The organism is Bacillus sp. AK124, from assembly GCF_053903085.1.
Genome location: NZ_CP096378.1, coordinates 1,656,452 through 1,676,979 on the forward strand (window position 1 = coordinate 1,656,452; position 20,528 = coordinate 1,676,979).

Here is a 20,528-nt window from a genome sequence, read left to right on the forward strand (position 1 = left end):
TGTAAACGGTTTATGTACTGAATGATAAGGATTTCTCTCGTATTAAATAGTAAATTCATCAAATTTAAAATTAAAAATAAAAATTACATTGTAAAACGTGATAGTTTCAATGTTTTTATCAAATATAATGGTTTAATTTGCCTTAAAAGAAGAGGATTATGGAGTATTTAAAAGGATTCACAAGGGTAGAGAGTGACAACGATGAATATGAAGGTTTGATACAAAATGACAGTGAATATGCCGTTTGTCTCATATGTTACATAAATGTTACGGTATATTAGATTGCTTCATACGGGAGGAGAAATATGAATTCAGACGAAAAGCCAATCAAGATAAAAGTAGAAAAAGTGTCTAAAGTTTTTGGGAAAAATACAAAGAAAGCAACGCAGCTGCTTGCCGATGGCAAAACCAAAAAAGAAATTCTGAAAGAAACCGGGGCGACCGTCGGGGTGAACCAAGCGGATTTTAGCGTGTATGAAGGTGAGATATTTGTCATCATGGGTCTATCAGGGAGCGGTAAATCAACCTTGGTGCGGCTTTTAAACCGGCTGATTGAACCGACTGCAGGACATGTGTACATAGATGGTGACATGATAACAAATATGTCCAAAGACCAGCTTCGGGAAATCCGCCGGAAAAAAATCAGCATGGTCTTTCAAAAGTTCGCTCTGTTTCCGCACAAAACGATTCTTGAAAACACAGAGTACGGATTGGAACTGCAAAAAGTCGATAAAAGTAAACGCCGGATAAGAGCTATGGAATCATTAAAGCTTGTCGGTCTTGAAGGATATGAACAGCAATATCCGGATCAGCTGAGCGGCGGGATGCAGCAGCGCGTCGGGCTTGCCCGCGCATTGACGAATGATCCGGACATTCTGCTGATGGACGAAGCGTTCAGCGCGCTTGACCCGCTGATTCGCAAAGATATGCAGGACGAACTCCTCGATTTGCATGAATCAGTAGGCAAAACGATTATTTTCATTACCCATGATCTTGATGAAGCGCTGAGAATCGGCGATCGAATCGCATTGATGAAAGACGGAAACATCGTTCAAATCGGTACGCCGGAAGAGATCTTAATGAACCCGTCAAATGAATATGTTGAAAAATTCGTTGAAGATGTCGACTTGTCTAAAGTGCTGACAGCCGGTCATATTATGAAACGCGCTGAAACCGTACGCGCAGACAAAGGGCCGCGCGTCGCTCTGACGCTGATGAAAAACCTCGGGATTTCCTCGATTTATGCCGTTGACAAACACAATAGGCTTCTTGGCTCTGTTGATGCTGAAACAGCTAAAAAAGCAGCCGAAAAAAGCCAGACGCTGGAGAGCGTCATCTCGAGAGACATTACAACCGTGGAAGAGAATGCGGTCCTGACGGATATTTTTGAATTGGTCTCTGATGCCAGCATCCCGATTGCTGTCGTCGATGAAAAACAGCGGATGAAAGGGATCATCGTCAAAGGCGCGTTAATCGGAGCGCTTGCCGGAAATGACCGGTATATTAATGCACATTCAGATCATGAACCAGCTCATGAAACTGTTGTTCAGGAGGTGAGATAATGTTTACTTTATCATCGCTTCCCCGCATTCCTTTAGCCGATTGGATCGATCAGTTTGTTGACTGGCTGACGGTGTCGTTCGGCGGGGTATTTAACGGAATTGCCAGCGGAGTGGAATCGTTTGTTGATGTGATTGTCCAAGGCCTGGGTTTTGTTCCGCCGGTTATTTTGACCGTTATCTTTGCCGCGCTCGTCTGGCTGATCAGCAAAAGAGGCATTGCGCTGTTTACTTTAATCGGATTTTTTATCATTGATTATTTAGGATATTGGGACGCCATGCTCCAGACATTGGCGCTTGTCGTCACATCCGTTCTGATTTCTGTCATTATCGGCATTCCGGTCGGAATCTGGGGCTCCCAAAAGAAAACGGTTCGGAGAATCGTTACGCCCATTCTTGACTTAATGCAGACGATGCCGGCATTCGTTTATTTGCTTCCGGCCATCTTCTTTTTCAATATCGGGGTTGTGCCGGGTGTTGTCGCTTCCGTTATCTTTGCGATGCCTCCGACAATCCGGATGACAATCTTAGGAATTCAGCAGGTGCCGGAAGATCTGATTGAAGCTACAGAAGCATTTGGTTCAACGACAAGCCAGCGGCTCTTTAAAGTGCAGCTGCCGCTTGCGACGAAAACCATTCTGGCCGGTATCAATCAAAGCATCATGCTTGCGTTGTCAATGGTCGTTATTGCATCCATGGTAGGTGCGCCTGGACTTGGAGAAGAAGTTTACCGGGCTGTTACCCAGCTGCAAACGGGTACTGGTGTAGAAACCGGGCTTGCGATTGTTATTATTGCGATCGTACTTGACCGGGTTACACAAAATATAAAATTGAAAAAAAGCAGGGGGAATGCATAATGTGGAAAAAGATAGCGGGAATCGGCACTGCAGCAGTACTGACATTGGGTCTGGCTGCCTGCGGAAGCAGCAATAATAATGAAAACGCGTCTGTAGGCGATCAAGTCAGTTATAAAATTACCGGCATTGATCCTGGAGCGGGCATTATGAATGCAACGGACAAGGCGCTCAAGGATTACGATCTCAGCAAGTGGGCTGTAACATCAGGCTCAAGCTCAGCGATGACAGCCGCATTGAAAAAAGCTTACGATAAAAAAGATCCGATCATTATTACGGGTTGGACACCGCATTGGATGTTTGCAAAATACGATCTCAAATATTTGAAAGATCCAAAAGGTTCTTACGGCGATGCCGAAGAAATCCATACTGTTACGCGCAAAGGATTCAAGGACGATCATCCGGGCGCACACAAGCTGCTCAGCCAATTCAGCTGGACAGAGGATGATATGGGAGAAGTCATGCTTGCCGTTCAGGAAGGCAAAAAAGCGGAAGAAGCTGCAGCAGATTTCGTTAAAAAACATCAAGACCTTGTTAAGAAATGGACAAAAGGCGTCGATAAAGCGGACGGCGAAAAAATTAAGCTCGGCTATGTGGCATGGGACAGTGAAATTGCGAGCACAAATGTCATCGCAAAAGTTCTTGAAGACTTAGGCTACAACGTGACGCTCAGCCAAGTAGAAGCAGGCCCGATGTGGACTGGAATTGCAAATGGAAGCGTCGATGCTTCACTTGCTGCATGGCTGCCGCAAACGCATAAAACATATGCTGAAAAATACAAAGGCAAATACGAAGATATCGGTACAAGCATGACAGGCGTAAAAATTGGCCTTGTCGTTCCGACCTACATGAAAGATGTCAATTCAATCGAAGACTTGAAAAAATAACGAACAAAGCCGGCGAACCCATTTCGCCGGCTTATTTTTATTTGAAGGATCATCTGCTCCGCCTGTTTTGATTGTCTGCAGGATATGCTAAAAAAAATCCTAAAACGCAAAGACGCTTTAGGATGTTGGCCGCAACTGGAGACAGCTGCGGTTATTAATTTTTCGTTTTAATTTTTCCGCCCCATTTTTTGAACCCGCCTTTCAGGTTGTAAATCTCCTTACAGCCGTGTTTGCGGAGCGTTTGGGCGGCTCTTCCGCTTCTGACGTTGTTTTGGCAGTACAGGTAAACCGGTTTGTCAGGACGGATTTCGCTTTTTCTTTGCTTAAGCTGTGAAAGCGGAATGTTTCTCGCACCCAAAATGTGGCCGCCTTCATACTCGTTCGGCTCGCGCACATCGATGAGTTGCGCTTTGCGATAGCCGGCCCGGAATTCTTCTTCTGTCAAGGTTTTCATAATGCGCTGCTGATAGATGTATGAAACGACCGCGTAGATGATGAGCGCGGCGCAAATCAAGAGAATGATAATGCTGCTGGTAGACAATCTGATCCGACTCCTTTTTGAATTCATCCCGTCTGATAATCGGGAGATTTTTAACGATATGTTAAGACAAATACTATTATAGTAAAGCCTCAGAAATCTGTCATCTGATTCGCCGAATTTATTTTCAATTTTAAGAGGGAATGGTAGACTTATTTTATACCAAAGAAAAAGAGGGTAGGTTATGGAAAAAGAAATATGGCGTTTTATCGATTCGGGACGACAGGATCCCGCTTTTAATATGGCGCTCGACGAGGCGCTCCTTTATTGGCACAGCGAAAATAAGATTCCGCCGACCATCCGCTTTTACGGCTGGAATCCGCCAACGCTTTCAGTCGGCTATTTCCAAAATATCGAAAAGGAAATCAATCTGGATGCCGTCAAAAAACACGGTTTAGGCTTTGTGAGAAGGCCGACCGGCGGAAGAGGCGTGCTCCATGATCAAGAGCTGACCTACAGTGTTATTGTGTCTGAAGAACACCCGGAAATGCCCAAGACGGTGACGGAAGCGTACCGCATCATCTCAGAAGGTATTCTTGAAGGCTTCAGAGAGCTGGGACTTGATGCGTATTTCGCCATACCAAGAACGGAAAAAGAGAAACAGAGCCTGAAAAACCCGAGATCTTCCGTCTGTTTTGACGCGCCGTCGTGGTATGAGCTCGTTGTCGAAGGCAGAAAGGTCGCAGGAAGCGCCCAGACGAGGCAGAAAGGAGTCATTCTCCAGCACGGTTCGATCCTTCTTGATCTGGATGAGGACAAGCTCTTTGATTTGTTTATTTACAAAAATGATCGCCTCAGAGAGCGCATGCAGAGAAACTTCAAACAAAAAGCGGTCGCCATCAATGAGCTCGCAAAAGAAAAAATCACGATTGAAGAAGCGAGCAATGCTTTTAAAAAAGGGTTCGAAAAGGGGCTTAACATTCATTTGGAGCCTTATGAACTGACAGAAGAGGAAACGGAATTTGTCGCCGATCTCGCCAGAACGAAGTATGCGGCAGATGAATGGAATTATAGAAGGTAATCGGGTGAAAACGTTATCCCGTTGCTTGTTTTTTACATGCACATAGTGTAAACTTGTTATGATTTGAATAGGTGTGATTTGGAGGGATTTGATGACAACACCGAGTATGGAAGATTACATAGAACAAATTTATATGCTGATTGAAGAAAAAGGATATGCAAGGGTCTCAGATATAGCCGAAGCTCTGGCCGTCCATCCCTCCTCGGTTACAAAAATGGTTCAAAAACTCGATAAAGACGAATATTTGATTTATGAAAAGTATCGCGGCCTCGTGCTGACGCCTAAAGGGAAGAAAATAGGCAAACGTTTAGTATACAGACATGAATTATTGGAGCAGTTTTTACGAATCATTGGTGTTGACGAAGAGAAAATTTATGATGATGTCGAAGGAATCGAGCATCATTTAAGCTGGAACAGCATTGACCGTGTCGGAGATCTTGTGCAGTATTTTGAAGACGACAGCAAAAGAATCGACGATTTGAGAAGCGTCCAAAAAAGAAACGAACAGGAAAATCAATAAAAGCCGCCGGGTAACGGCGGCTTTTCTCTTTCCGTATCAGTTTTTCCAGCTGCCGCTTTGTCTCATGGTCTTTTTTTTCTGTCCGTTTCTTAAAATGGTGTAAAGCCATCTTTTAAGGGAGGGAGATCGCGATGTACATCGACGGGGTTTTTTCAGGCGGCGGTATGAAAGGGATTGCACTTGTGGGGGCATACGAGGCGCTTGAGAAACGGGGCTTCCGATTTAAAAGGCTGGCCGGAACGAGCGCCGGTTCGATTATTGCCTCGTTTATCGCGGCAGGTTATACAAGCGCGGAGATCCGTCAAATGATGGAAGAATTAAATGAAAGCGAGCTCCTTGACCCGAGATTTTCACTCTTGCCTTTGAAAATGCTGCAATGGGCATCGATTTATTGGCGGCTCGGTTTATATAAAGGAGATAGACTGGAAAACTGGATTTCCGAAAAGCTGAAAGCGAAAGGCATTTCAGTTTTCGGGGATCTTGAACAGGGAAAACTGAAGTTGATCGCCTCCGACTTATCGAATGGCAAGATGCTTGTGCTGCCTGACGATTTAAACAGATACGGCTTAAACCCAAGGCGTTTTTCCGTCGCCAGGGCGGTCCGGATGAGCTGCAGCATTCCTTATTTTTTTGAGCCGGTGAAGCTCAAGTCCTCCAGCGGCATCAGCGTTGTCGTAGACGGCGGAGTTCTGAGCAATTTTCCGATGTGGCTGTTTACAACAGAAAAAAAACGGCCGGTATTGGGGATCACGCTGATGCCCAATGAAAAAGAGAGGCCGAAGAAAACGATTAAAAATGCGTTCGAACTTTTCGGGGCGCTGTTTGAGACGATGAAAGAGGCGCATGACGCCAGGCACATTGCCACAAAACATGAGCGCAACATCATTTTTTTACCTGTTGAGGAAGTCCTGTCGACTGAATTCGCGATGTCGGCAGAAAAAAAACTAGCTCTAATCGAGCTAGGAAAAAAACGAACAGAATTATTTTTGAAACAGTGGACGTTTTAAAAGAAAGCCCTGTTTTTCTTTTTGCTTTTTTTGCCTTCAATCACTGTCAGCTGAGTCTGGCTTTTTTTCTTCACCAATACCGGCTTCGATTTATTAATAGACGGTACGCTTCTCAGATGATTAACCTTGCCTTTTATAGAGCGTTTTTTGTGATCTTGAAAACGCTTGTTGGATTGCTTGGCTGCTTTCTTAAAAGCGGCTCCTTCACTGCCCATATCGCGATTGGAAATGCGCCTGATCACGAAATAAATGATGGCGCCGACCGCTGCAAAAACAACCAAGTATTGGAGCAGGCGGCCCGGACTTGTGATGGCGAAATAGACAAACCCAAAAATTCCAAACGCAATAATTAAAGCTGAGACAGGATGTACGCGTTGCTTCATAACTGTCCACCTCCCAAAAAATTAACCAATTCGTTGCATTACATTACGATATTAGAAGGTTCCTTCTGTTCGTCCTCTGCTTTGGTCTCCATATGAAGAAGCTCATTGAAGCTTGCGATGGCGACTTCCACCTGATCGTCAGACGGCTCTTTCGTTGTTAAAAGCTGCAGCCACAAACCCGGATAGCCGAGCACCTTCAATACGGGGATGTCTCTCAGTTTGTTTGTCAGCTGCAGAACTTCAAATGAAATGCCGAGAACGACGGGTATCAGTGCGAGTCTATTCAAAATACGGACCCAGAGAGGGTCAGTAGGAACGAGCAAGTAAACAAACATGCCCACGATGACGGTGAATAAAATAAAGCTGCTTCCGCATCGGTAGTGCAGTCTTGACTGCCGCTGAACGTTTTCAACCGTTACCGGCAGATTTTGCTCGTAACAGTTTATGACCTTGTGTTCTGCTCCGTGATATTGAAAAACTCTTTTAATAAAAGGAGTGCATGATATGGCGTAAATATAGCTTAAGAGAAGGAGCAGCTTAAAAAAGCTTTCGATCATAATCTGCGCGACGTCCGACTGAAAGACCGGACGGGTGAGCTCCGCTAAAAAAACGGGCACGAGCGTAAAAATAAACTTGCTGAACAAAAAAGACAGGACGCCGACTGCGGCGAGGCCAAAAATCATCGTCAGCTTGGACGGCTTCTCTTCTTTCAATTGATCGTCTAAAGAAGGATCGAGGTCATAGCGTTCGCTCGAAAAATTCAAGTGCTTGGTGCCGTTCGCGCTTGCTTCAATAATCGCGATAATCCCTCTGAGAAAAGGAATTTTTTTAAATTTTTCAAGCGCCGGATTGGTTTTCCGAGGCAGCTTAAAAAATTCAAGGCTTCCGTCTTTTCTGCGGATCGCGGTTACATAATGGCGCCTGCCGCCGAACATAACGCCTTCGACGACAGCCTGCCCTCCGTATGCGGGCTGTTTTGTTTGATTTGACATTTGCATCAACCTATCTGTATCAATCTATGAGTACATTAACCATTTCCTTACACCTATTGTACAGGAAAAACGCTGAAACCTCTAGATTGACGGGCTCAAAAATTTAAGAAATTCGAACCTATTACAAAGCCAAATCTAATTAAAGTATACCCTTTTTCATGCTTTTTACACTCGGATCTTAAAAATCCGGGAAAGCTGATGTTGGAGAGGCTGTTTTTGGACATACTGGAAATGGAGGTGATCTGGACTGTATGGGTAATGAAGACAATCAAAAACAGCCGGAAGAGCTTGAGCAAAATAAGCGTGAAACTCCGATGACTTTCATCGGAAGGGTGATCACGACTGGCTTTGTCGGCGGAGTGCTTTGGAGTGCACTCGGTGAGCTTGCGTACCTTTTTAAGTTCTCCGAAGTCAATGCAAACATGATTCTCCAGCCTTTTGTCATCGGCGATTGGAAAAACGGATTTCTCGGGACGTTTATCAGCATCCTGCTGATCGGTGTTATTTCCATCGGAGCTGCCCTGCTTTACTACGGCACTTTGAAGCAGGTCAAAGGCATGTGGGCAGGCATTGTATATGGAGCCGTTTTGTGGGCTGTCGTGTTTTACCTGTTCAATCCGATGTTCCCAGATGTTCAGACTGTGGCTGAATTAAAGAGGGAAACGGTTGTGACGACGCTTTGCATTTACCTGCTTTACGGTTTATTCGTCGGCTATTCCATTTCGTTTGAATACAATGAGCTCAATTCTGAAAAGTTGACGCGGGCCCTTGGAGAAACAAGAGAATAGTGCCTGATCAGGAAGCAATATGATAAAATGTTCACTGTAAGTGGACATTTTTTTGCGTGATGAGAAGGGGGAGGCAGAGTTGCCGCATATTTTAATATTGAACGGACCGAATTTAAACCGGCTTGGAAAACGCGAACCCGATGTATACGGTACAGACACATTAACTGATTTGGAACAAAAACTTTTTCAATTTGCCGAAGGCATTCAGATTGAATTGACTTTTTTTCAATCAAACCACGAAGGGGACCTGATTGATGCTCTTCATGAGGCAGAGGAACAATACGATGGAATCGTCCTGAATCCGGGGGCTTTCTCCCATTACAGCTATGCCATCCGCGATGCGGTGGCAGCAATCAGCATACCGGTGATTGAGGTCCATCTTTCAAACCCTCATGCGAGGGAAGAGTTCCGGCACCGCTCGGTCATCGCTCCGGTTGCAAGAGGCCAGATCACGGGACTCGGCTTTGAAGGTTATAAGCTGGCCATCTGTTATTTTATGAACGCAAATAACAAATAGGGGGACTAGTGGACAATGAAACTAAACAAATTGAGAGAGCTTTTCGGCGGTTTGGGTATTGACGGGATTTTGGTGACGAGCAGCGTTAATCTGCGGTACATCACCGGATTTACCGGATCTTCAGGACTGGCGGTCATCTCCGGCGACCAAGCGGTCTTTATTACAGATTTCCGCTATACAGAACAGGCGAAAGATCAAGTCAAAGGCTTTGACATTGTTCAGCATGCCGGCGGAATCGTTCAAAAGGCCGCCGAAGTGATCAAAGAGATGGGGATAAACAAAATCGGTTTTGAACAGGATAAAATGACATACGGAACGTATGCCGCCTACAAAGAGCAGCTTGGCGCAGCTGAACTCGTTCCTGTTTCTCAATCTGTGGAAAAGTTGCGCTTGATTAAGTCTAGTGAAGAGATTAAGATATTAAAGGAAGCTGCAAAGATTGCAGATGATGCATTCAGCCATATTCTGACGGTCATAAAGCCCGGCATCACCGAAATTGAAGTCGCCAATGAGCTCGAGTTTTACATGCGGAGCCAGGGAGCGGATCATTCGTCCTTCGATATGATCGTGGCATCAGGCGTACGCTCAAGTCTGCCGCACGGAGTGGCAAGCGGCAAAGCGATTGAGAAAGGCGACCTTGTGACATTGGACTTCGGGGCTTACTATAAAGGTTACTGCTCGGACATAACGCGTACGGTCGCGGTAGGAGAGCCGGATGATGAGCTGAAACGCATTTATCAAACCGTGTTTGAGGCGCAGGCTATCGGCATGCGGAGCATCAAGCCGGGAATCACCGGGAAACAGGCTGACGCTTATACAAGGGACTACATATCTTCACAAGGCTACGGCGGGTATTTCGGCCATTCAACAGGCCACGGCCTCGGCATGGAAGTTCATGAAAGTCCGGCGCTTTCAGCACGTTCGGACCAGATGCTTGAAAAAGGCATGGTTGTAACGGTTGAACCGGGAATTTACATACCGGGAAAAGGCGGGGTCAGGATAGAAGATGATATTGTCCTGACAGAGGAAGGAAACGAATCCCTTACCCATTCCGCGAAAGAATTAATTATTTTATAATCCGTTTGATTGGAGCAATAGGAGGATAATCATGATTTCAGTAAACGATTTTCGTACAGGATTAACGATTGAAGTAGATGGAGGCATCTGGCGTGTTGTTGACTTCCAGCACGTTAAGCCGGGAAAAGGTGCGGCATTTGTCCGCTCCAAACTGAGAAATCTTCGCACAGGCGCGATTCAGGAAAAAACATTCCGCGCAGGTGAAAAAGTGGCACGCGCCCAAATTGAAACAAAAACGATGCAGTACTTGTATGCCAACGGCGACCAGCACGTTTTTATGGATACGACATCTTACGAGCAGCTTGAGCTGAACGAGAAGCAAATCGAACACGAGCTCAAATTCCTGCTTGAAAATATGTCTGTCCACATCATGATGTATCAGACAGAGACGATCGGAATCGAACTTCCGAATACAGTTGAACTGAAAGTTGTGGAAACAGAACCGGGCATTAAAGGCGACACAGCCTCAGGCGGAACAAAACCGGCAAAAACAGAAACAGGCCTTGTTGTCAACGTGCCGTTCTTCGTAAACGAAGGAGATACGCTTGTTGTCAATACTTCTGACGGATCTTACGTATCAAGAGCATAAGAGTAACAGCGGGAAAGAGTCGGCTTCATTGAAGCCGGCTCTTTTTTTGCTGTCTGAAATCTTTTACCTCTCACAGGCCAAATAGAAAAATCGGAAGACTACTTTTTCAATGAGGAGCATAGATTGTAAAAAAAGAGGATGTGTTACTGGAGGTTTAAGATCATGAAGCTTTTCTTTGGACAAGTCAATCCGACGGTTTTGACAATGGCTGCGTTAAGAGTGGTATCATCTTTGATCGAACTGACGGCGGCTGTCGTAATGCTTTTGACAAACGACGTCAGAAAAGCCGTGGCGGTCAACAGTGTGCTTGCGATGGTCGGACCGCTCATCTTTATTATTACAATGACAATCGGCATCTATCAGATTGCAGGGCAGCTTTCTTACGCAAAGCTGATTTTGATCTTTATGGGAGTGGTGTTGATCATCGCGGGGATCTATAAATAGTGACACATGATAAGAGAGACCGACTTGTCATAATGTCTTCCGTTGATCATACATTTTTATAGAAGACAAGCAAAAAGAGGAGGGAGTGTTTTTGCATCACATCACAGAGATTCTCCCCGATACGATCAAACGCGCGCTCAACGGTCTTGGCGACCATGAAATCAATCAGATAGAAGAAATTCGGATTCGGACAAGTCGTCCGCTCGAACTGGTGAACAAAGGAAAGCCACGCTTTCTCCCTTATGCGGCGACGCCTGAAGACTCGGCGCTTCTTTTAAACAGGCTGGGAAATTACAGCATGTATACACTGGAAGAGGAATTGAAAAAAGGATATGTCACGATCAGAGGCGGACACCGCGTGGGGCTTGCCGGCCGGGTTGTCGTCGAAAACGGAGCAGTCAAAGGAATCAGAGAAATATCATCATTTAATATCCGCATTGCCAAAGAAAAAATCGGCATTTCCGAACCGTATGTCCCTCATTTATTTCAAAACTCGTGGCTGAACACGCTGATCATCGGTCCGCCGCAAACCGGAAAAACAACACTGCTCAGAGATCTCGCCAGGCTGATCAGCTCAGGGAGCGGCAACGTGTCTGCCAAAAAGGTGGGAATCGTCGACGAAAGGTCTGAAATCGCAGGTTGTGTAAACGGCATCCCGCAATATCGGCTCGGCGACCGGGCAGACATCCTTGACGCCTGTCCAAAAGCGGAAGGCCTGATGATGATGATCAGATCGATGAGTCCGGAGGTTATGATCGCCGATGAGATCGGAAGAATGGAAGACGCAGAAGCGCTCTTGGAAGCGGTCCATGCGGGGGTGTCTGTCATCGTTTCGGCTCACGGCTCCTCATATGCCGATATCGCCAGGCGTCCATCATTGAAAATGCTTCAGGAGCACCGGGTTTTTGAGAGAATCGTGGAACTATCCAGAAAGAACGGTCCCGGCAGCCTGAGCCGCATCTTGAACGGGAATGGAGAGCCGCTCGGTGCGGCGAAGAGGATGTTATCATGCTGAAGCTTTTAGGTGCCGTGCTTATTTTGGCAGCAGCCACATGGACAGGATTTGAAATGGCGAAGCCTTTCAGGGATAGACCGAAGCAAATCCGCCAGCTGTTGGCCGCTTTGCAGTCTTTAGAGGCTGAAATCATGTACGGGCACACACCGCTCCTTCAGGCGTCAAAGCAGATCGCACACCAGCTTTCCGGGCCGATAGCTTCTTTGTTTCAGACATTTGCAGAACAGCTGGAAAAAGGCAGCGCTTCAGCGGGGACGGCATGGGAAGACAGCTTGGAGAAAGTATGGCCCGAAACGGCTCTCAAAAAGAAAGAATACGAGATTTTACGGCAATTCGGCGAAACGCTTGGCCGTCATGATCTGATTTCTCAGCAAAAACATATCAAACTGGCGTTAACCCATTTAGAGACAGAGGAAGCTGAAGCAAATCTCGCCCAGGCGAAAAATGAAAAAATGGTGAAGAGCCTTGGGTTCTTGTCGGGACTGCTGCTGATTCTTCTATTGATGTAATGAAGAGGGGAGCATACACGAAATGGGAGTAGACGTAAATATTATTTTTCAAATTGCCGGCGTCGGGATCGTCGTCGCTTTTCTTCACACCATACTGGATCAAATGGGGAAGAAGGAATATGCCCAATGGGTCACGCTTTTAGGATTCATTTATATATTGTTCATGGTGGCTACTGTTGTCGATGATCTATTCCAAAAGATAAAAGCTGTCTTTCTATTTCAAGGATAGGGGGGCTCACTCATTGAAATCGTACAAATCGTAGGATTGGGAATGATCGCCACCTTCCTCAGCTTGATTGTGAAAGAGCAAAAACCGACGTTTGCTTTTATGATTGTCGTTTTTGCCGGATGCACGATTTTTTTATTCTTAGTCGATCAAGTCTACGAAATCATTCGGATGATTGAAAAAATAGCTGCCAATGCCAACATCAACATGATGTATGTCGAAACGATTTTGAAAATTATCGGGATTGCTTATATAGCGGAGTTTGGCGCCCAGCTGACGAAAGATGCCGGACAGGGTGCGATTGCTTCAAAAATCGAATTGGCAGGCAAAATCCTCATCTTAGTCATGGCCGTGCCTATTTTAACCGTCATTATCGAAACGATCATCGGACTCATCCCTTCCATGTCTTAGTCAGAAAGGAGGATTTCCTGAGTGAAGCGTTTTCTGTTCTGGCTCTTGGTCATAGGAATCGTATGCTTTGGAGCGCATGATGTACAAGCTTCGCCAAAAGAAGCGGAGCCGGCTGGGGAACCCGCCGCGGAAGAATCGGCTGAAGCGATGGCCAGAGAGCAGGCTGAAGGTTTGGAGCTTGACCGGGTCGGGGAGTTCTGGAACAACATTTTGACTGAGTATGGAGGACACCTTCCCGAAAGTCAAAAAGGAAGCCTGCTTGAATTTGTCAAAGGTGAAAAGCACTTTTCGCCTGAGGAATGGAGCAAAGCGCTGTTTTCTTACTTGTTTCATGAAGTGCTGGCTAACGGGAAACTGCTCGGGACGCTGATCCTGTTGACCATCTTCTGCGTGCTGCTTCAGCTTTTGCAAAACGCGTTTCAGCAAAGCACCGTCAGCAAAGTGGCGTATGCAATTGTCTACATGGTGCTGATCATTCTTGCGCTCAACAGCTTTCGGGTTGCCGTCACATATGCGAATGAAGCGATCCAGACGATGACAAGCTTTATTCTGTCGCTCGTACCTTTGCTTCTAGCGCTGATGGCGACTTCGGGAGGAGCCGCCTCAGCCGCATTTTTTCATCCGGTCATTCTCTTTCTCATGAACACGAGCGGCTTGTTTATCCAATATATCGTGCTGCCGCTTTTGTTTTTATCAGCGATTTTAAGCATTGTCAGCACGATGACGGACCAGTATAAAGTCACACAGCTGGCTCAGCTCCTCAGAAACGCGGCGATCGGCACGCTGGCTGCATTTTTAACCGTGTTCCTCGGTGTCATCTCGGTTCAGGGCGCCTCAGCCGCAGTGACGGACGGCATTACTTTGCGGACGGCCAAATTCATCACCGGAAACTTCATTCCCGTATTGGGCCGCATGTTTACCGAAGCGACGGACACGGTGATCAGCGCGTCTCTCCTGTTGAAAAACACCGTCGGGATACTCGGGGTGGCGATCTTGATTTGCATCGCAGCCTTTCCCGCAATCAAAATCCTCTCTCTCGCGCTCATATACAAAATTGCCGCAGCCGTTCTCCAGCCTCTCGGAGGCGGTCCGGTGATCAGCTGCCTGGATGTTATCAGCAAAAGCGTCATCTACATTTTCGCGGCCATGGCCATCGTTTCGCTGATGTTTTTTTTAAGCTTAACCGTGATCATTACAGCGGGGAATTTGACGATGATGATGAAGTAGGGAGGGATGAGATGGAATTTCTGACAGAGTGGCTCACGAACATTATTCTATTTATTCTGATGGCGATCGTCATCGATATGCTTCTGCCGAATTCGAGCATGCAAAAATACGCGAAAATGGTGATCAGCCTGCTCTTGATCGTTGTGATACTGAATCCGATCTTCTCTTTATTCAGGACCGATCCGGATGTAATCTTTGAGAGGCTTACAAAAAACGGACAAGTTCAGTCAAACGAAATAAAAAATCAGTTGAATTCAGAAAAAAAAGAAATACAAGCCTCACAACAAGCATATATCTTAGAACAGATGGCTGTTCAATTGAAAAAGAGCGCAGAGGGAAGGTTTACCAGCGACAAATACAAGATTGACCGAGTCGCGGTCTCTTCTGACAGCCAGCTGAAAACAGAGAAAGATCTCAGTAAGCATGCGGAAGTCTCGGTATTCATGGAACCGGCATCCGAAAAAACGGTCCAAGCCGTCGCTCCTGTCGAAATCAATACGGATCGAGGCTACCAGCCAATGCGAGAAAGAGAAAAGAAAGAGACGGGGGAAGTCAGAGAACAGCTTGCAGGCATATGGGAAATAAGCCCCGACAAGATTACAGTTCATATTGAAGGGGGAGAACGAAGCGGCAATGAATAAAAGAACCTGGATCGAAAAGCTGATCGGCCACCTGCTACCCAAAGACGAGAAAAACGGAAAAAAGCTGACGAAATATCACTATTTTCTGCTGCTTTTTGTTCTCGGCGTTTCCTTCATGCTCGTCAGTCAAATCTTCTCTTCCGAACCTTCTCAAGATCGAGCGGCAGATCAGCCGTCGGCTTCACAAAAAGCTTCGTCTGAAAGCGCCGGACAGAGCGGTGAAGGTGAAAAAGAAGTGTTCAAACCCGCCTCAGATGACAAACCGAAGGACTCGATCCAAGATTACGAACAGGAATATGAGAATCAGCTCAAAGACATATTGGAAACGATTATCGGCGTGGAAGACGTATCAATCGTCGTCAATGTTGATGCAACCTCATTGAAAATATTCGAGAAAAATAGAAAAACCCAGGAGACTTCAACGAATGAGACAGATAAACAGGGAGGCAAGCGAACGGTGTCTGAAATGTCTTCTGACGAAGAAATTGTCATCATCAAAAACGGAGATAAAGAGACGCCTGTCGTCGTTCAGACGAAAAAGCCCGATATCAGGGGTGTTCTCGTTGTCGCTCAAGGAGTCGACAACGTTCAAATAAAAAAGACCATCATTGAAGCAGTGACAAGGGTTCTTGATGTTCCGAGCCACCGCGTCGCTGTTGCCCCTAAAAAAATGAAGGAGGATTCATAAATGATGCTGAAAAAACAAACGGTTTGGCTTTTAACCATGTTAAGTCTCGTCGTTGTGCTGAGTGTCTACTACATTATGTCGCCTGAAGGAGAAAATGTCGTCACGGTGGATGACAAAGAACAAGTCGCTGCTGAAAAAGAAAAACCGATGAAAGAAGAGCCTGCCAAAGATGGCAAAGAAGACACCGCGCCTGCTAAAGACAAAACTGAAGGGAAAGACACAAAAGATAAAGAAACGTCTGCGAGTGAGCAGAACGGAGAAGTTGTAACAAAAGAATCATCCGGTGATGAAGATTTATTCACAACATACCGCATGGAAATGGACGATCAGCGCAGCAGGGAGAGGGAGGAATTAACCGAAATCGTCAGAAGCGATAAAGCGACGGCAAAAGAAAAAAGCGAAGCTTACGACAAGATGACAGAGCTCAGTGAAGCTGAAGGAACGGAAAAGACGCTTGAAACGCTGATCAAAACAAAAGGCTATAAAGACGCCTTGGTCAATGCCGACGGCGATAAAGTCAATATTACGGTGAAGGCGAAGGAGCACTCGAAGGCCGCTGCCACCGATATCATCGACATCGTCGCAAAAGAAGTGAAAAACTTAAACGATGTGGCTGTGACGTTCGAGCCAGCAGAGTAAACATGTCCCGCTTGCAAAAAGCGGGATTTTTTTATGCTTGAGGCCCCTGTTGATGCAGGGCGCTCATGATTGTAGTTGAATTCGGCATTCCTCTCCTGTAAGATGAATATAGTATGTACTTTTAGTACTAACTGATAAATGCGTAAAATCTTTTTCATTAGGAGTGCGATAGCATGTTAAACATTGATGAAATCAGACAGTTGATAAAATTAATTGATGAATCTTCGATAAATGAATTTACATACGAAAACGAAGGATCGAAGGTTGAACTGAAAAAACAAAGCGGAACCGTGCAAACCATCCAGCAAGTGGCTGCGGCGCCTGTTCAAACACCGGCTCCGGAAGCTCCCGCGATGCAAGCGCAAGTTCAGGATGCGCCTGCAGCAGAAGAAGCCGCAAAAGACGGCGGAAACCTCCACAAAATCACCTCTCCGATGGTCGGAACGTTTTATGCGTCTTCTTCGCCTGAAGCCGACCCTTACGTAACAGTCGGTTCGAAGGTAACAGAATCCTCTGTCGTCTGCATTGTGGAAGCAATGAAGCTCTTTAATGAGATCGAAGCCGAAGTGAAAGGCGAGATCGTTGAAGTATTGGTTGAAAACGGCCAGCTGGTTGAATACGGACAACCTTTATTTTTAGTAAAAGCAGAGTAAGGAGCAATAAGATGATCAAAAAGCTATTAATTGCGAACAGGGGAGAAATTGCTGTCAGAATTATCAGAGCTTGTAAAGAACTGGGGATCGATACAGTAGCCGTCTTTTCCGAGGCCGACAGAGAGGCGCTCCATGTTCAGATGGCTGATGAAGCATTTTGCATCGGACCTAAGCTATCAAAAGACAGCTACTTGAATATAACGAACATCGTCAGCGTCGCCAAAATGACCGGCGCTGATGCGATTCACCCGGGCTACGGTTTCCTGGCGGAAAACGCCGATTTTGCCGAGCTTTGCGAAGAGGTAAACGTAACCTTCGTCGGTCCGACAGCAGACGCGATCTCTAAGATGGGGACAAAGGATGTTGCCAGGGAAACGATGCAGCAGGCTGGCGTTCCGATCGTACCGGGTTCCAAAGGAATTATTGAAGATATTGAAGATGCGGTTTCATTAGCGCGCGATATAGGGTATCCTGTCATTATAAAGGCAACTGCCGGGGGCGGCGGAAAAGGAATCAGGGTCGCCCGTACGGAAGAAGAACTGATCAACGGCATTAAAATCACTCAGCAGGAAGCGGCCACCGCTTTCGGCAACCCGGGTGTGTACATTGAAAAGTACATTGAAGACTTCAGACACGTCGAGATCCAAGTGCTTGCGGACACACACGGAAATACGATTCACTTGGGTGAACGCGACTGTTCAATCCAAAGAAGGCTCCAAAAGCTGCTTGAAGAAACCCCTTCACCTGCGCTTGATGAAGGAATCAGGGAGCAAATGGGGCAGGCGGCTGTCAAAGCGGCTGAAGCCGTTAAGTACACGGGCGCGGGAACAGTTGAATTTATCTACGATTACCGCGAGCAGAAGTTCTACTTTATGGAAATGAACACGCGCATTCAGGTTGAGCATCCGGTAACAGAGATGGTGACGGGCGTTGATTTGATTAAAGAGCAGATCAGAGTGGCGTCAGGTGAAAAATTAGCCCTCACCCAAGATGAAGTCACTTTTAACGGCTGGGCCATCGAATGCCGGATTAATGCGGAAAACCCTGAGAAAAACTTCATGCCTTCTCCGGGAAAAATCGAGATGTATCTGCCTCCGGGCGGGCTCGGCGTCAGAGTGGATTCTGCGGCTTATCCGGGATACTCGATTCCTCCTTATTACGACAGCATGATTGCAAAAGTCATCACATACGGGAAGACGAGGGAAGAAGCTGTATCAAGAATGAAAAGAGCGTTGAGCGAATTCGTCATCGAAGGCGTTCATACGACGATACCGTTCCATCTGAAACTGCTCGAGCACGAAACATTCGTAAGCGGAGAATTCAATACGAAGTTTTTAGAAATATATGATGTAATGGGGTCGTAATTTTAACGGAGGTGAACATATTGAAAGACGACAACAGCTTATTGGAAATGAGCCATGAAGACAATCATTTAGGAAAAGTGGAAATCGCTCCGGAAGTCATCGAAGTCATTGCCGGAATCGCAGCTTCCGAAGTTGAAGGCGTAGCTGAAATGCGCGGCAATTTTGCGACAGGTGTCGTGGAACGGTTTGGAAAAAAGAATCACGGCAAAGGCGTCAAAGTTGATTTATCAGATGACGGAATTATCATTGATGTTTATTGCGTGATGATGTTTGGCGTTTCGATTCCTAAAGTTGCAAATGCCGTTCAGGATAATATCCGCCAGACGCTTCTCAATATGACAGCTCTTTCGATTAATGAAATCAATATTCACATCGTTGGCATTCAATTCGATTCAAAAACGCACGAGGTGGAAGTCGATCAAGAGATGTAGTGCGGTGAAGTGGAAGAACCAAGGGGAATGACGGCCCTTTGGTTTTTTCATGTTCCGTTTTAAAAAATGACGTTTAAAAGCATCTTTCCGCTGTTATCGACCAAAAATAAAGGAACCGGAAAGTTTGCAAAGAAGTTCGAAAAACGAATGATAACAAATGTTTGTTTCTTATTATTCGGTTATTGACGATAAAACCGCGATTTTTGCATGCGGAAAGACTAAAAATATGATATGATCTCTTTGTGGCTTAAACGGCAAGCGGCAAAGAGGGTTAAAGGAGAAAAAGAAAGAATGAAAAGAAGAACAGCAAGAGAAAAGGCTTTGCAGTCACTATTCCAGATTGATGTCAGTGATACAGAACCGAATGAAGCGATGCAGCACGCCTTGGACGGGCAGGAAAGCGACGCTTTTTTCGAGCAGCTTGTTTACGGGGTCTTAGAGAACAAAGAGAAAATCGATGAGATGATCAAACGGCATCTCGTCAATTGGAAGCTTGACAGGCTAGCGAATGTCGACCGCGCGATTTTGCGTTTGTCCGCCTACGAAATGATTTTTTTAGAAGACATACCTGTCAACGTCTCTATGAATGAAGCGATTGAACTGGCCAAGCAATTTGGAGATGACAAGTCGGCGAAGTTTGTAAACGGTGTTCTTTCTAACATTAAATCCGATCTTGAATAATCTAGGAGGAGAGCAAATGACAGCAACCATCATCGACGGGAAAGAAACAGCAAAGGAAAAGCGCGGGCAGCTGGCCAAGGAAGTTGAAGAGCTGAAAAAACAAGGAGTGACCCCGGGACTGGCCGTTATTTTAATTGGTGATGATCCGGCGTCTCTTTCATATGTACGGGGAAAGAAAAAAGCAGCTGAAGCCATGGGGATTCGTTTTCAGCTGGATCATTTCGATGCAAGTTTCTCTGAACAGGAACTTCTTGAAGTAATTGACCAGTACAACCAAAATAACGACTTTCACGGAATTCTTGTCCAGCTGCCTCTTCCGGATCATATTTCCGAACAAGCGGTGATTGAAAGAATATCCCCTGACAAAGATGTTGACGGTTTTCATCCATTAAACGTAGGAAAGATGCTGCTTGGCGAAGATACATTTCTGCCTTGCACGCCTGCGGGCATCGTGGAGCTTTTAAAGAAAACCGAGATTGATCTGTCGGGAAAAGAGGTTGTTGTCGTCGGGCGAAGCAATATCGTCGGAAAGCCGGTAGGGCAGCTGCTCTTGAACGAAAACGCAACCGTTACGTACTGCCATTCAAGAACGGCCGACATTACGGCTCACACAAAAAAAGCCGACATTCTGATTGTCGCTGTCGGAAAGGCGAATTTCATCAAAGCGGATCAAATGAAAGAGGGAGCCGTTGTCATTGATGTTGGCGTTAACCGCCTTGACAACGGAAAGCTCGTCGGTGATGTCGATTTTGAAGAAGCGAAGGAAAAGGCTTCCTATATTACACCCGTACCGGGCGGTGTCGGTCCGATGACGATTACAATGCTGGCCCATAACACGGTTAAATCAGCGAAGCGTACAATTTAACT

Annotated in this window: 27 protein-coding genes; 24 read left to right on the forward strand and 3 right to left on the reverse strand. The window is 46.0% G+C overall.

Features of this window, described 5'->3' with window-relative positions:
- The first annotated feature begins 305 nt into the window (after window positions 1-305).
- The 3 genes from opuAA to M1E06_RS08435 are packed head-to-tail and all read left to right on the forward strand — an operon-like array spanning window position 306 to window position 3,300.
- Window positions 306-1,562: a glycine/proline betaine ABC transporter ATP-binding protein OpuAA gene (opuAA, locus tag M1E06_RS08425; protein ID WP_023855180.1), complete on the forward strand. Its 1,257-nt coding sequence runs from the start codon at window positions 306-308 to the stop codon at window positions 1,560-1,562.
- On the forward strand, window positions 1,562-2,416 hold the full coding sequence (gene opuAB, locus M1E06_RS08430) for a glycine/proline betaine ABC transporter permease subunit OpuAB (protein ID WP_035338367.1): 855 nt from the start codon (window positions 1,562-1,564) through the stop codon (window positions 2,414-2,416). The genes opuAA and opuAB overlap by 1 nt, the downstream gene beginning before the upstream one ends.
- Window positions 2,416-3,300 carry a glycine betaine ABC transporter substrate-binding protein gene (locus tag M1E06_RS08435; protein WP_023855178.1) on the forward strand — a complete coding sequence of 295 codons (885 nt, stop codon included), beginning with the start codon at window positions 2,416-2,418 and terminating at the stop codon, window positions 3,298-3,300. The genes opuAB and M1E06_RS08435 overlap by 1 nt, the downstream gene beginning before the upstream one ends.
- A gap of 154 nt (window positions 3,301-3,454) precedes the next feature.
- Here M1E06_RS08435 and M1E06_RS08440 read toward each other — a convergent pair whose 3' ends face one another.
- Window positions 3,455-3,841 carry a rhodanese-like domain-containing protein gene (locus tag M1E06_RS08440; protein WP_020452156.1) on the reverse strand — a complete coding sequence of 129 codons (387 nt, stop codon included), beginning with the start codon at window positions 3,839-3,841 and terminating at the stop codon, window positions 3,455-3,457.
- A gap of 181 nt (window positions 3,842-4,022) precedes the next feature.
- Here M1E06_RS08440 and M1E06_RS08445 point away from each other — a divergent pair, with 181 nt between their 5' ends.
- The 3 genes from M1E06_RS08445 (at window position 4,023) to M1E06_RS08455 (ending at window position 6,386) form a co-directional block, all read left to right on the forward strand.
- Window positions 4,023-4,859: a lipoate--protein ligase family protein gene (locus tag M1E06_RS08445; protein ID WP_035338366.1), complete on the forward strand. Its 837-nt coding sequence runs from the start codon at window positions 4,023-4,025 to the stop codon at window positions 4,857-4,859.
- Between the two features lie 91 nt (window positions 4,860-4,950).
- Window positions 4,951-5,379 (forward strand): transcriptional regulator MntR, encoded by a 429-nt coding sequence (gene mntR / locus M1E06_RS08450; protein WP_020452154.1) that lies wholly within the window; start codon window positions 4,951-4,953, stop codon window positions 5,377-5,379.
- Window positions 5,380-5,510: 131 nt separating this feature from the next.
- A complete protein-coding gene (locus M1E06_RS08455) occupies window positions 5,511-6,386 on the forward strand; it encodes a patatin-like phospholipase family protein (protein WP_035338365.1) in 876 nt (291 codons plus the stop codon).
- Here M1E06_RS08455 and M1E06_RS08460 read toward each other — a convergent pair.
- Window positions 6,383-6,769, reverse strand: coding sequence for an SA1362 family protein (locus tag M1E06_RS08460; protein WP_025811167.1), 387 nt, complete (start codon window positions 6,767-6,769; stop codon window positions 6,383-6,385). The genes M1E06_RS08455 and M1E06_RS08460 overlap by 4 nt on opposite strands.
- 38 nt (window positions 6,770-6,807) lie before the next feature.
- Window positions 6,808-7,761, reverse strand: coding sequence for a DUF1385 domain-containing protein (locus M1E06_RS08465; protein WP_020452151.1), 954 nt, complete (start codon window positions 7,759-7,761; stop codon window positions 6,808-6,810).
- Window positions 7,762-8,012: 251 nt separating this feature from the next.
- Between M1E06_RS08465 and M1E06_RS08470 the strand changes: the two genes are divergently transcribed.
- From M1E06_RS08470 to folD, 18 genes are all read left to right on the forward strand, one after another.
- Window positions 8,013-8,549 carry a YqhR family membrane protein gene (locus M1E06_RS08470; protein WP_020452150.1) on the forward strand — a complete coding sequence of 179 codons (537 nt, stop codon included), beginning with the start codon at window positions 8,013-8,015 and terminating at the stop codon, window positions 8,547-8,549.
- A gap of 79 nt (window positions 8,550-8,628) precedes the next feature.
- A complete protein-coding gene (gene aroQ, locus M1E06_RS08475) occupies window positions 8,629-9,066 on the forward strand; it encodes a type II 3-dehydroquinate dehydratase (protein ID WP_020452149.1) in 438 nt (145 codons plus the stop codon).
- 15 nt (window positions 9,067-9,081) lie between these two features.
- Complete coding sequence (locus M1E06_RS08480; RefSeq protein WP_026579316.1) at window positions 9,082-10,143, forward strand: M24 family metallopeptidase; 1,062 nt, start codon at window positions 9,082-9,084, stop codon at window positions 10,141-10,143.
- 31 nt (window positions 10,144-10,174) lie between these two features.
- Complete coding sequence (efp, locus tag M1E06_RS08485) at window positions 10,175-10,732, forward strand: elongation factor P (RefSeq protein ID WP_020452147.1); 558 nt, start codon at window positions 10,175-10,177, stop codon at window positions 10,730-10,732.
- A gap of 162 nt (window positions 10,733-10,894) precedes the next feature.
- Window positions 10,895-11,176, forward strand: coding sequence for a YqhV family protein (locus M1E06_RS08490; protein WP_003183412.1), 282 nt, complete (start codon window positions 10,895-10,897; stop codon window positions 11,174-11,176).
- Window positions 11,177-11,267: 91 nt separating this feature from the next.
- Window positions 11,268-12,191, forward strand: a complete 924-nt coding sequence (spoIIIAA, locus tag M1E06_RS08495) for a stage III sporulation protein AA (RefSeq protein ID WP_020452146.1) — start codon at window positions 11,268-11,270, stop codon at window positions 12,189-12,191.
- On the forward strand, window positions 12,185-12,700 hold the full coding sequence (spoIIIAB, locus tag M1E06_RS08500) for a stage III sporulation protein SpoIIIAB (protein ID WP_020452145.1): 516 nt from the start codon (window positions 12,185-12,187) through the stop codon (window positions 12,698-12,700). Before spoIIIAA ends, spoIIIAB begins: the two co-directional genes overlap by 7 nt.
- Before the next feature lie 22 nt (window positions 12,701-12,722).
- A complete protein-coding gene (spoIIIAC, locus tag M1E06_RS08505) occupies window positions 12,723-12,929 on the forward strand; it encodes a stage III sporulation protein AC (protein ID WP_003183409.1) in 207 nt (68 codons plus the stop codon).
- Between the two features lie 42 nt (window positions 12,930-12,971).
- A complete protein-coding gene (gene spoIIIAD / locus M1E06_RS08510; protein ID WP_020452144.1) occupies window positions 12,972-13,337 on the forward strand; it encodes a stage III sporulation protein AD in 366 nt (121 codons plus the stop codon).
- 21 nt (window positions 13,338-13,358) lie between these two features.
- Window positions 13,359-14,564, forward strand: coding sequence for a stage III sporulation protein AE (spoIIIAE, locus tag M1E06_RS08515; RefSeq protein WP_026579320.1), 1,206 nt, complete (start codon window positions 13,359-13,361; stop codon window positions 14,562-14,564).
- Between the two features lie 11 nt (window positions 14,565-14,575).
- On the forward strand, window positions 14,576-15,205 hold the full coding sequence (gene spoIIIAF, locus M1E06_RS08520; RefSeq protein ID WP_035338364.1) for a stage III sporulation protein AF: 630 nt from the start codon (window positions 14,576-14,578) through the stop codon (window positions 15,203-15,205).
- Window positions 15,198-15,893: a stage III sporulation protein AG gene (gene spoIIIAG, locus M1E06_RS08525; RefSeq protein WP_020452141.1), complete on the forward strand. Its 696-nt coding sequence runs from the start codon at window positions 15,198-15,200 to the stop codon at window positions 15,891-15,893. Before spoIIIAF ends, spoIIIAG begins: the two co-directional genes overlap by 8 nt.
- Window positions 15,894-16,532 (forward strand): SpoIIIAH-like family protein, encoded by a 639-nt coding sequence (locus M1E06_RS08530; protein ID WP_035338363.1) that lies wholly within the window; start codon window positions 15,894-15,896, stop codon window positions 16,530-16,532.
- 173 nt (window positions 16,533-16,705) lie between these two features.
- Window positions 16,706-17,185 carry an acetyl-CoA carboxylase biotin carboxyl carrier protein gene (accB, locus tag M1E06_RS08535; RefSeq protein WP_035338362.1) on the forward strand — a complete coding sequence of 160 codons (480 nt, stop codon included), beginning with the start codon at window positions 16,706-16,708 and terminating at the stop codon, window positions 17,183-17,185.
- 11 nt (window positions 17,186-17,196) lie between these two features.
- Complete coding sequence (gene accC, locus M1E06_RS08540) at window positions 17,197-18,549, forward strand: acetyl-CoA carboxylase biotin carboxylase subunit (RefSeq protein WP_020452138.1); 1,353 nt, start codon at window positions 17,197-17,199, stop codon at window positions 18,547-18,549.
- A gap of 47 nt (window positions 18,550-18,596) precedes the next feature.
- Window positions 18,597-18,980 (forward strand): Asp23/Gls24 family envelope stress response protein, encoded by a 384-nt coding sequence (locus M1E06_RS08545; protein WP_031304734.1) that lies wholly within the window; start codon window positions 18,597-18,599, stop codon window positions 18,978-18,980.
- Window positions 18,981-19,271: 291 nt separating this feature from the next.
- A complete protein-coding gene (gene nusB / locus M1E06_RS08550; RefSeq protein ID WP_020452136.1) occupies window positions 19,272-19,661 on the forward strand; it encodes a transcription antitermination factor NusB in 390 nt (129 codons plus the stop codon).
- A 16-nt stretch (window positions 19,662-19,677) separates the two neighbouring features.
- On the forward strand, window positions 19,678-20,526 hold the full coding sequence (gene folD / locus M1E06_RS08555; protein WP_020452135.1) for a bifunctional methylenetetrahydrofolate dehydrogenase/methenyltetrahydrofolate cyclohydrolase FolD: 849 nt from the start codon (window positions 19,678-19,680) through the stop codon (window positions 20,524-20,526).
- The last annotated feature ends 2 nt before the right edge of the window (window positions 20,527-20,528 follow it).

Coding starts and splice junctions, on each gene's coding strand:
- opuAA (WP_023855180.1), top strand. CDS start 306: ATGAATTCAGACGAAAAGCCAATCAAGATAAAAGTAGAAAAAGTGTCT.
- opuAB (WP_035338367.1), top strand. CDS start 1,562: ATGTTTACTTTATCATCGCTTCCCCGCATTCCTTTAGCCGATTGGATC.
- M1E06_RS08435 (WP_023855178.1), top strand. CDS start 2,416: ATGTGGAAAAAGATAGCGGGAATCGGCACTGCAGCAGTACTGACATTG.
- M1E06_RS08445 (WP_035338366.1), top strand. CDS start 4,023: ATGGAAAAAGAAATATGGCGTTTTATCGATTCGGGACGACAGGATCCC.
- mntR (WP_020452154.1), top strand. CDS start 4,951: ATGACAACACCGAGTATGGAAGATTACATAGAACAAATTTATATGCTG.
- M1E06_RS08455 (WP_035338365.1), top strand. CDS start 5,511: ATGTACATCGACGGGGTTTTTTCAGGCGGCGGTATGAAAGGGATTGCA.
- M1E06_RS08460 (WP_025811167.1), bottom strand. CDS start 6,769: ATGAAGCAACGCGTACATCCTGTCTCAGCTTTAATTATTGCGTTTGGA.
- M1E06_RS08465 (WP_020452151.1), bottom strand. CDS start 7,761: ATGTCAAATCAAACAAAACAGCCCGCATACGGAGGGCAGGCTGTCGTC.
- M1E06_RS08470 (WP_020452150.1), top strand. CDS start 8,013: ATGGGTAATGAAGACAATCAAAAACAGCCGGAAGAGCTTGAGCAAAAT.
- M1E06_RS08480 (WP_026579316.1), top strand. CDS start 9,082: ATGAAACTAAACAAATTGAGAGAGCTTTTCGGCGGTTTGGGTATTGAC.
- efp (WP_020452147.1), top strand. CDS start 10,175: ATGATTTCAGTAAACGATTTTCGTACAGGATTAACGATTGAAGTAGAT.
- M1E06_RS08490 (WP_003183412.1), top strand. CDS start 10,895: ATGAAGCTTTTCTTTGGACAAGTCAATCCGACGGTTTTGACAATGGCT.
- spoIIIAB (WP_020452145.1), top strand. CDS start 12,185: ATGCTGAAGCTTTTAGGTGCCGTGCTTATTTTGGCAGCAGCCACATGG.
- spoIIIAC (WP_003183409.1), top strand. CDS start 12,723: ATGGGAGTAGACGTAAATATTATTTTTCAAATTGCCGGCGTCGGGATC.
- spoIIIAD (WP_020452144.1), top strand. CDS start 12,972: ATGATCGCCACCTTCCTCAGCTTGATTGTGAAAGAGCAAAAACCGACG.
- spoIIIAF (WP_035338364.1), top strand. CDS start 14,576: ATGGAATTTCTGACAGAGTGGCTCACGAACATTATTCTATTTATTCTG.
- spoIIIAG (WP_020452141.1), top strand. CDS start 15,198: ATGAATAAAAGAACCTGGATCGAAAAGCTGATCGGCCACCTGCTACCC.
- M1E06_RS08530 (WP_035338363.1), top strand. CDS start 15,894: ATGATGCTGAAAAAACAAACGGTTTGGCTTTTAACCATGTTAAGTCTC.
- accB (WP_035338362.1), top strand. CDS start 16,706: ATGTTAAACATTGATGAAATCAGACAGTTGATAAAATTAATTGATGAA.
- accC (WP_020452138.1), top strand. CDS start 17,197: ATGATCAAAAAGCTATTAATTGCGAACAGGGGAGAAATTGCTGTCAGA.
- M1E06_RS08545 (WP_031304734.1), top strand. CDS start 18,597: ATGAGCCATGAAGACAATCATTTAGGAAAAGTGGAAATCGCTCCGGAA.
- nusB (WP_020452136.1), top strand. CDS start 19,272: ATGAAAAGAAGAACAGCAAGAGAAAAGGCTTTGCAGTCACTATTCCAG.
- folD (WP_020452135.1), top strand. CDS start 19,678: ATGACAGCAACCATCATCGACGGGAAAGAAACAGCAAAGGAAAAGCGC.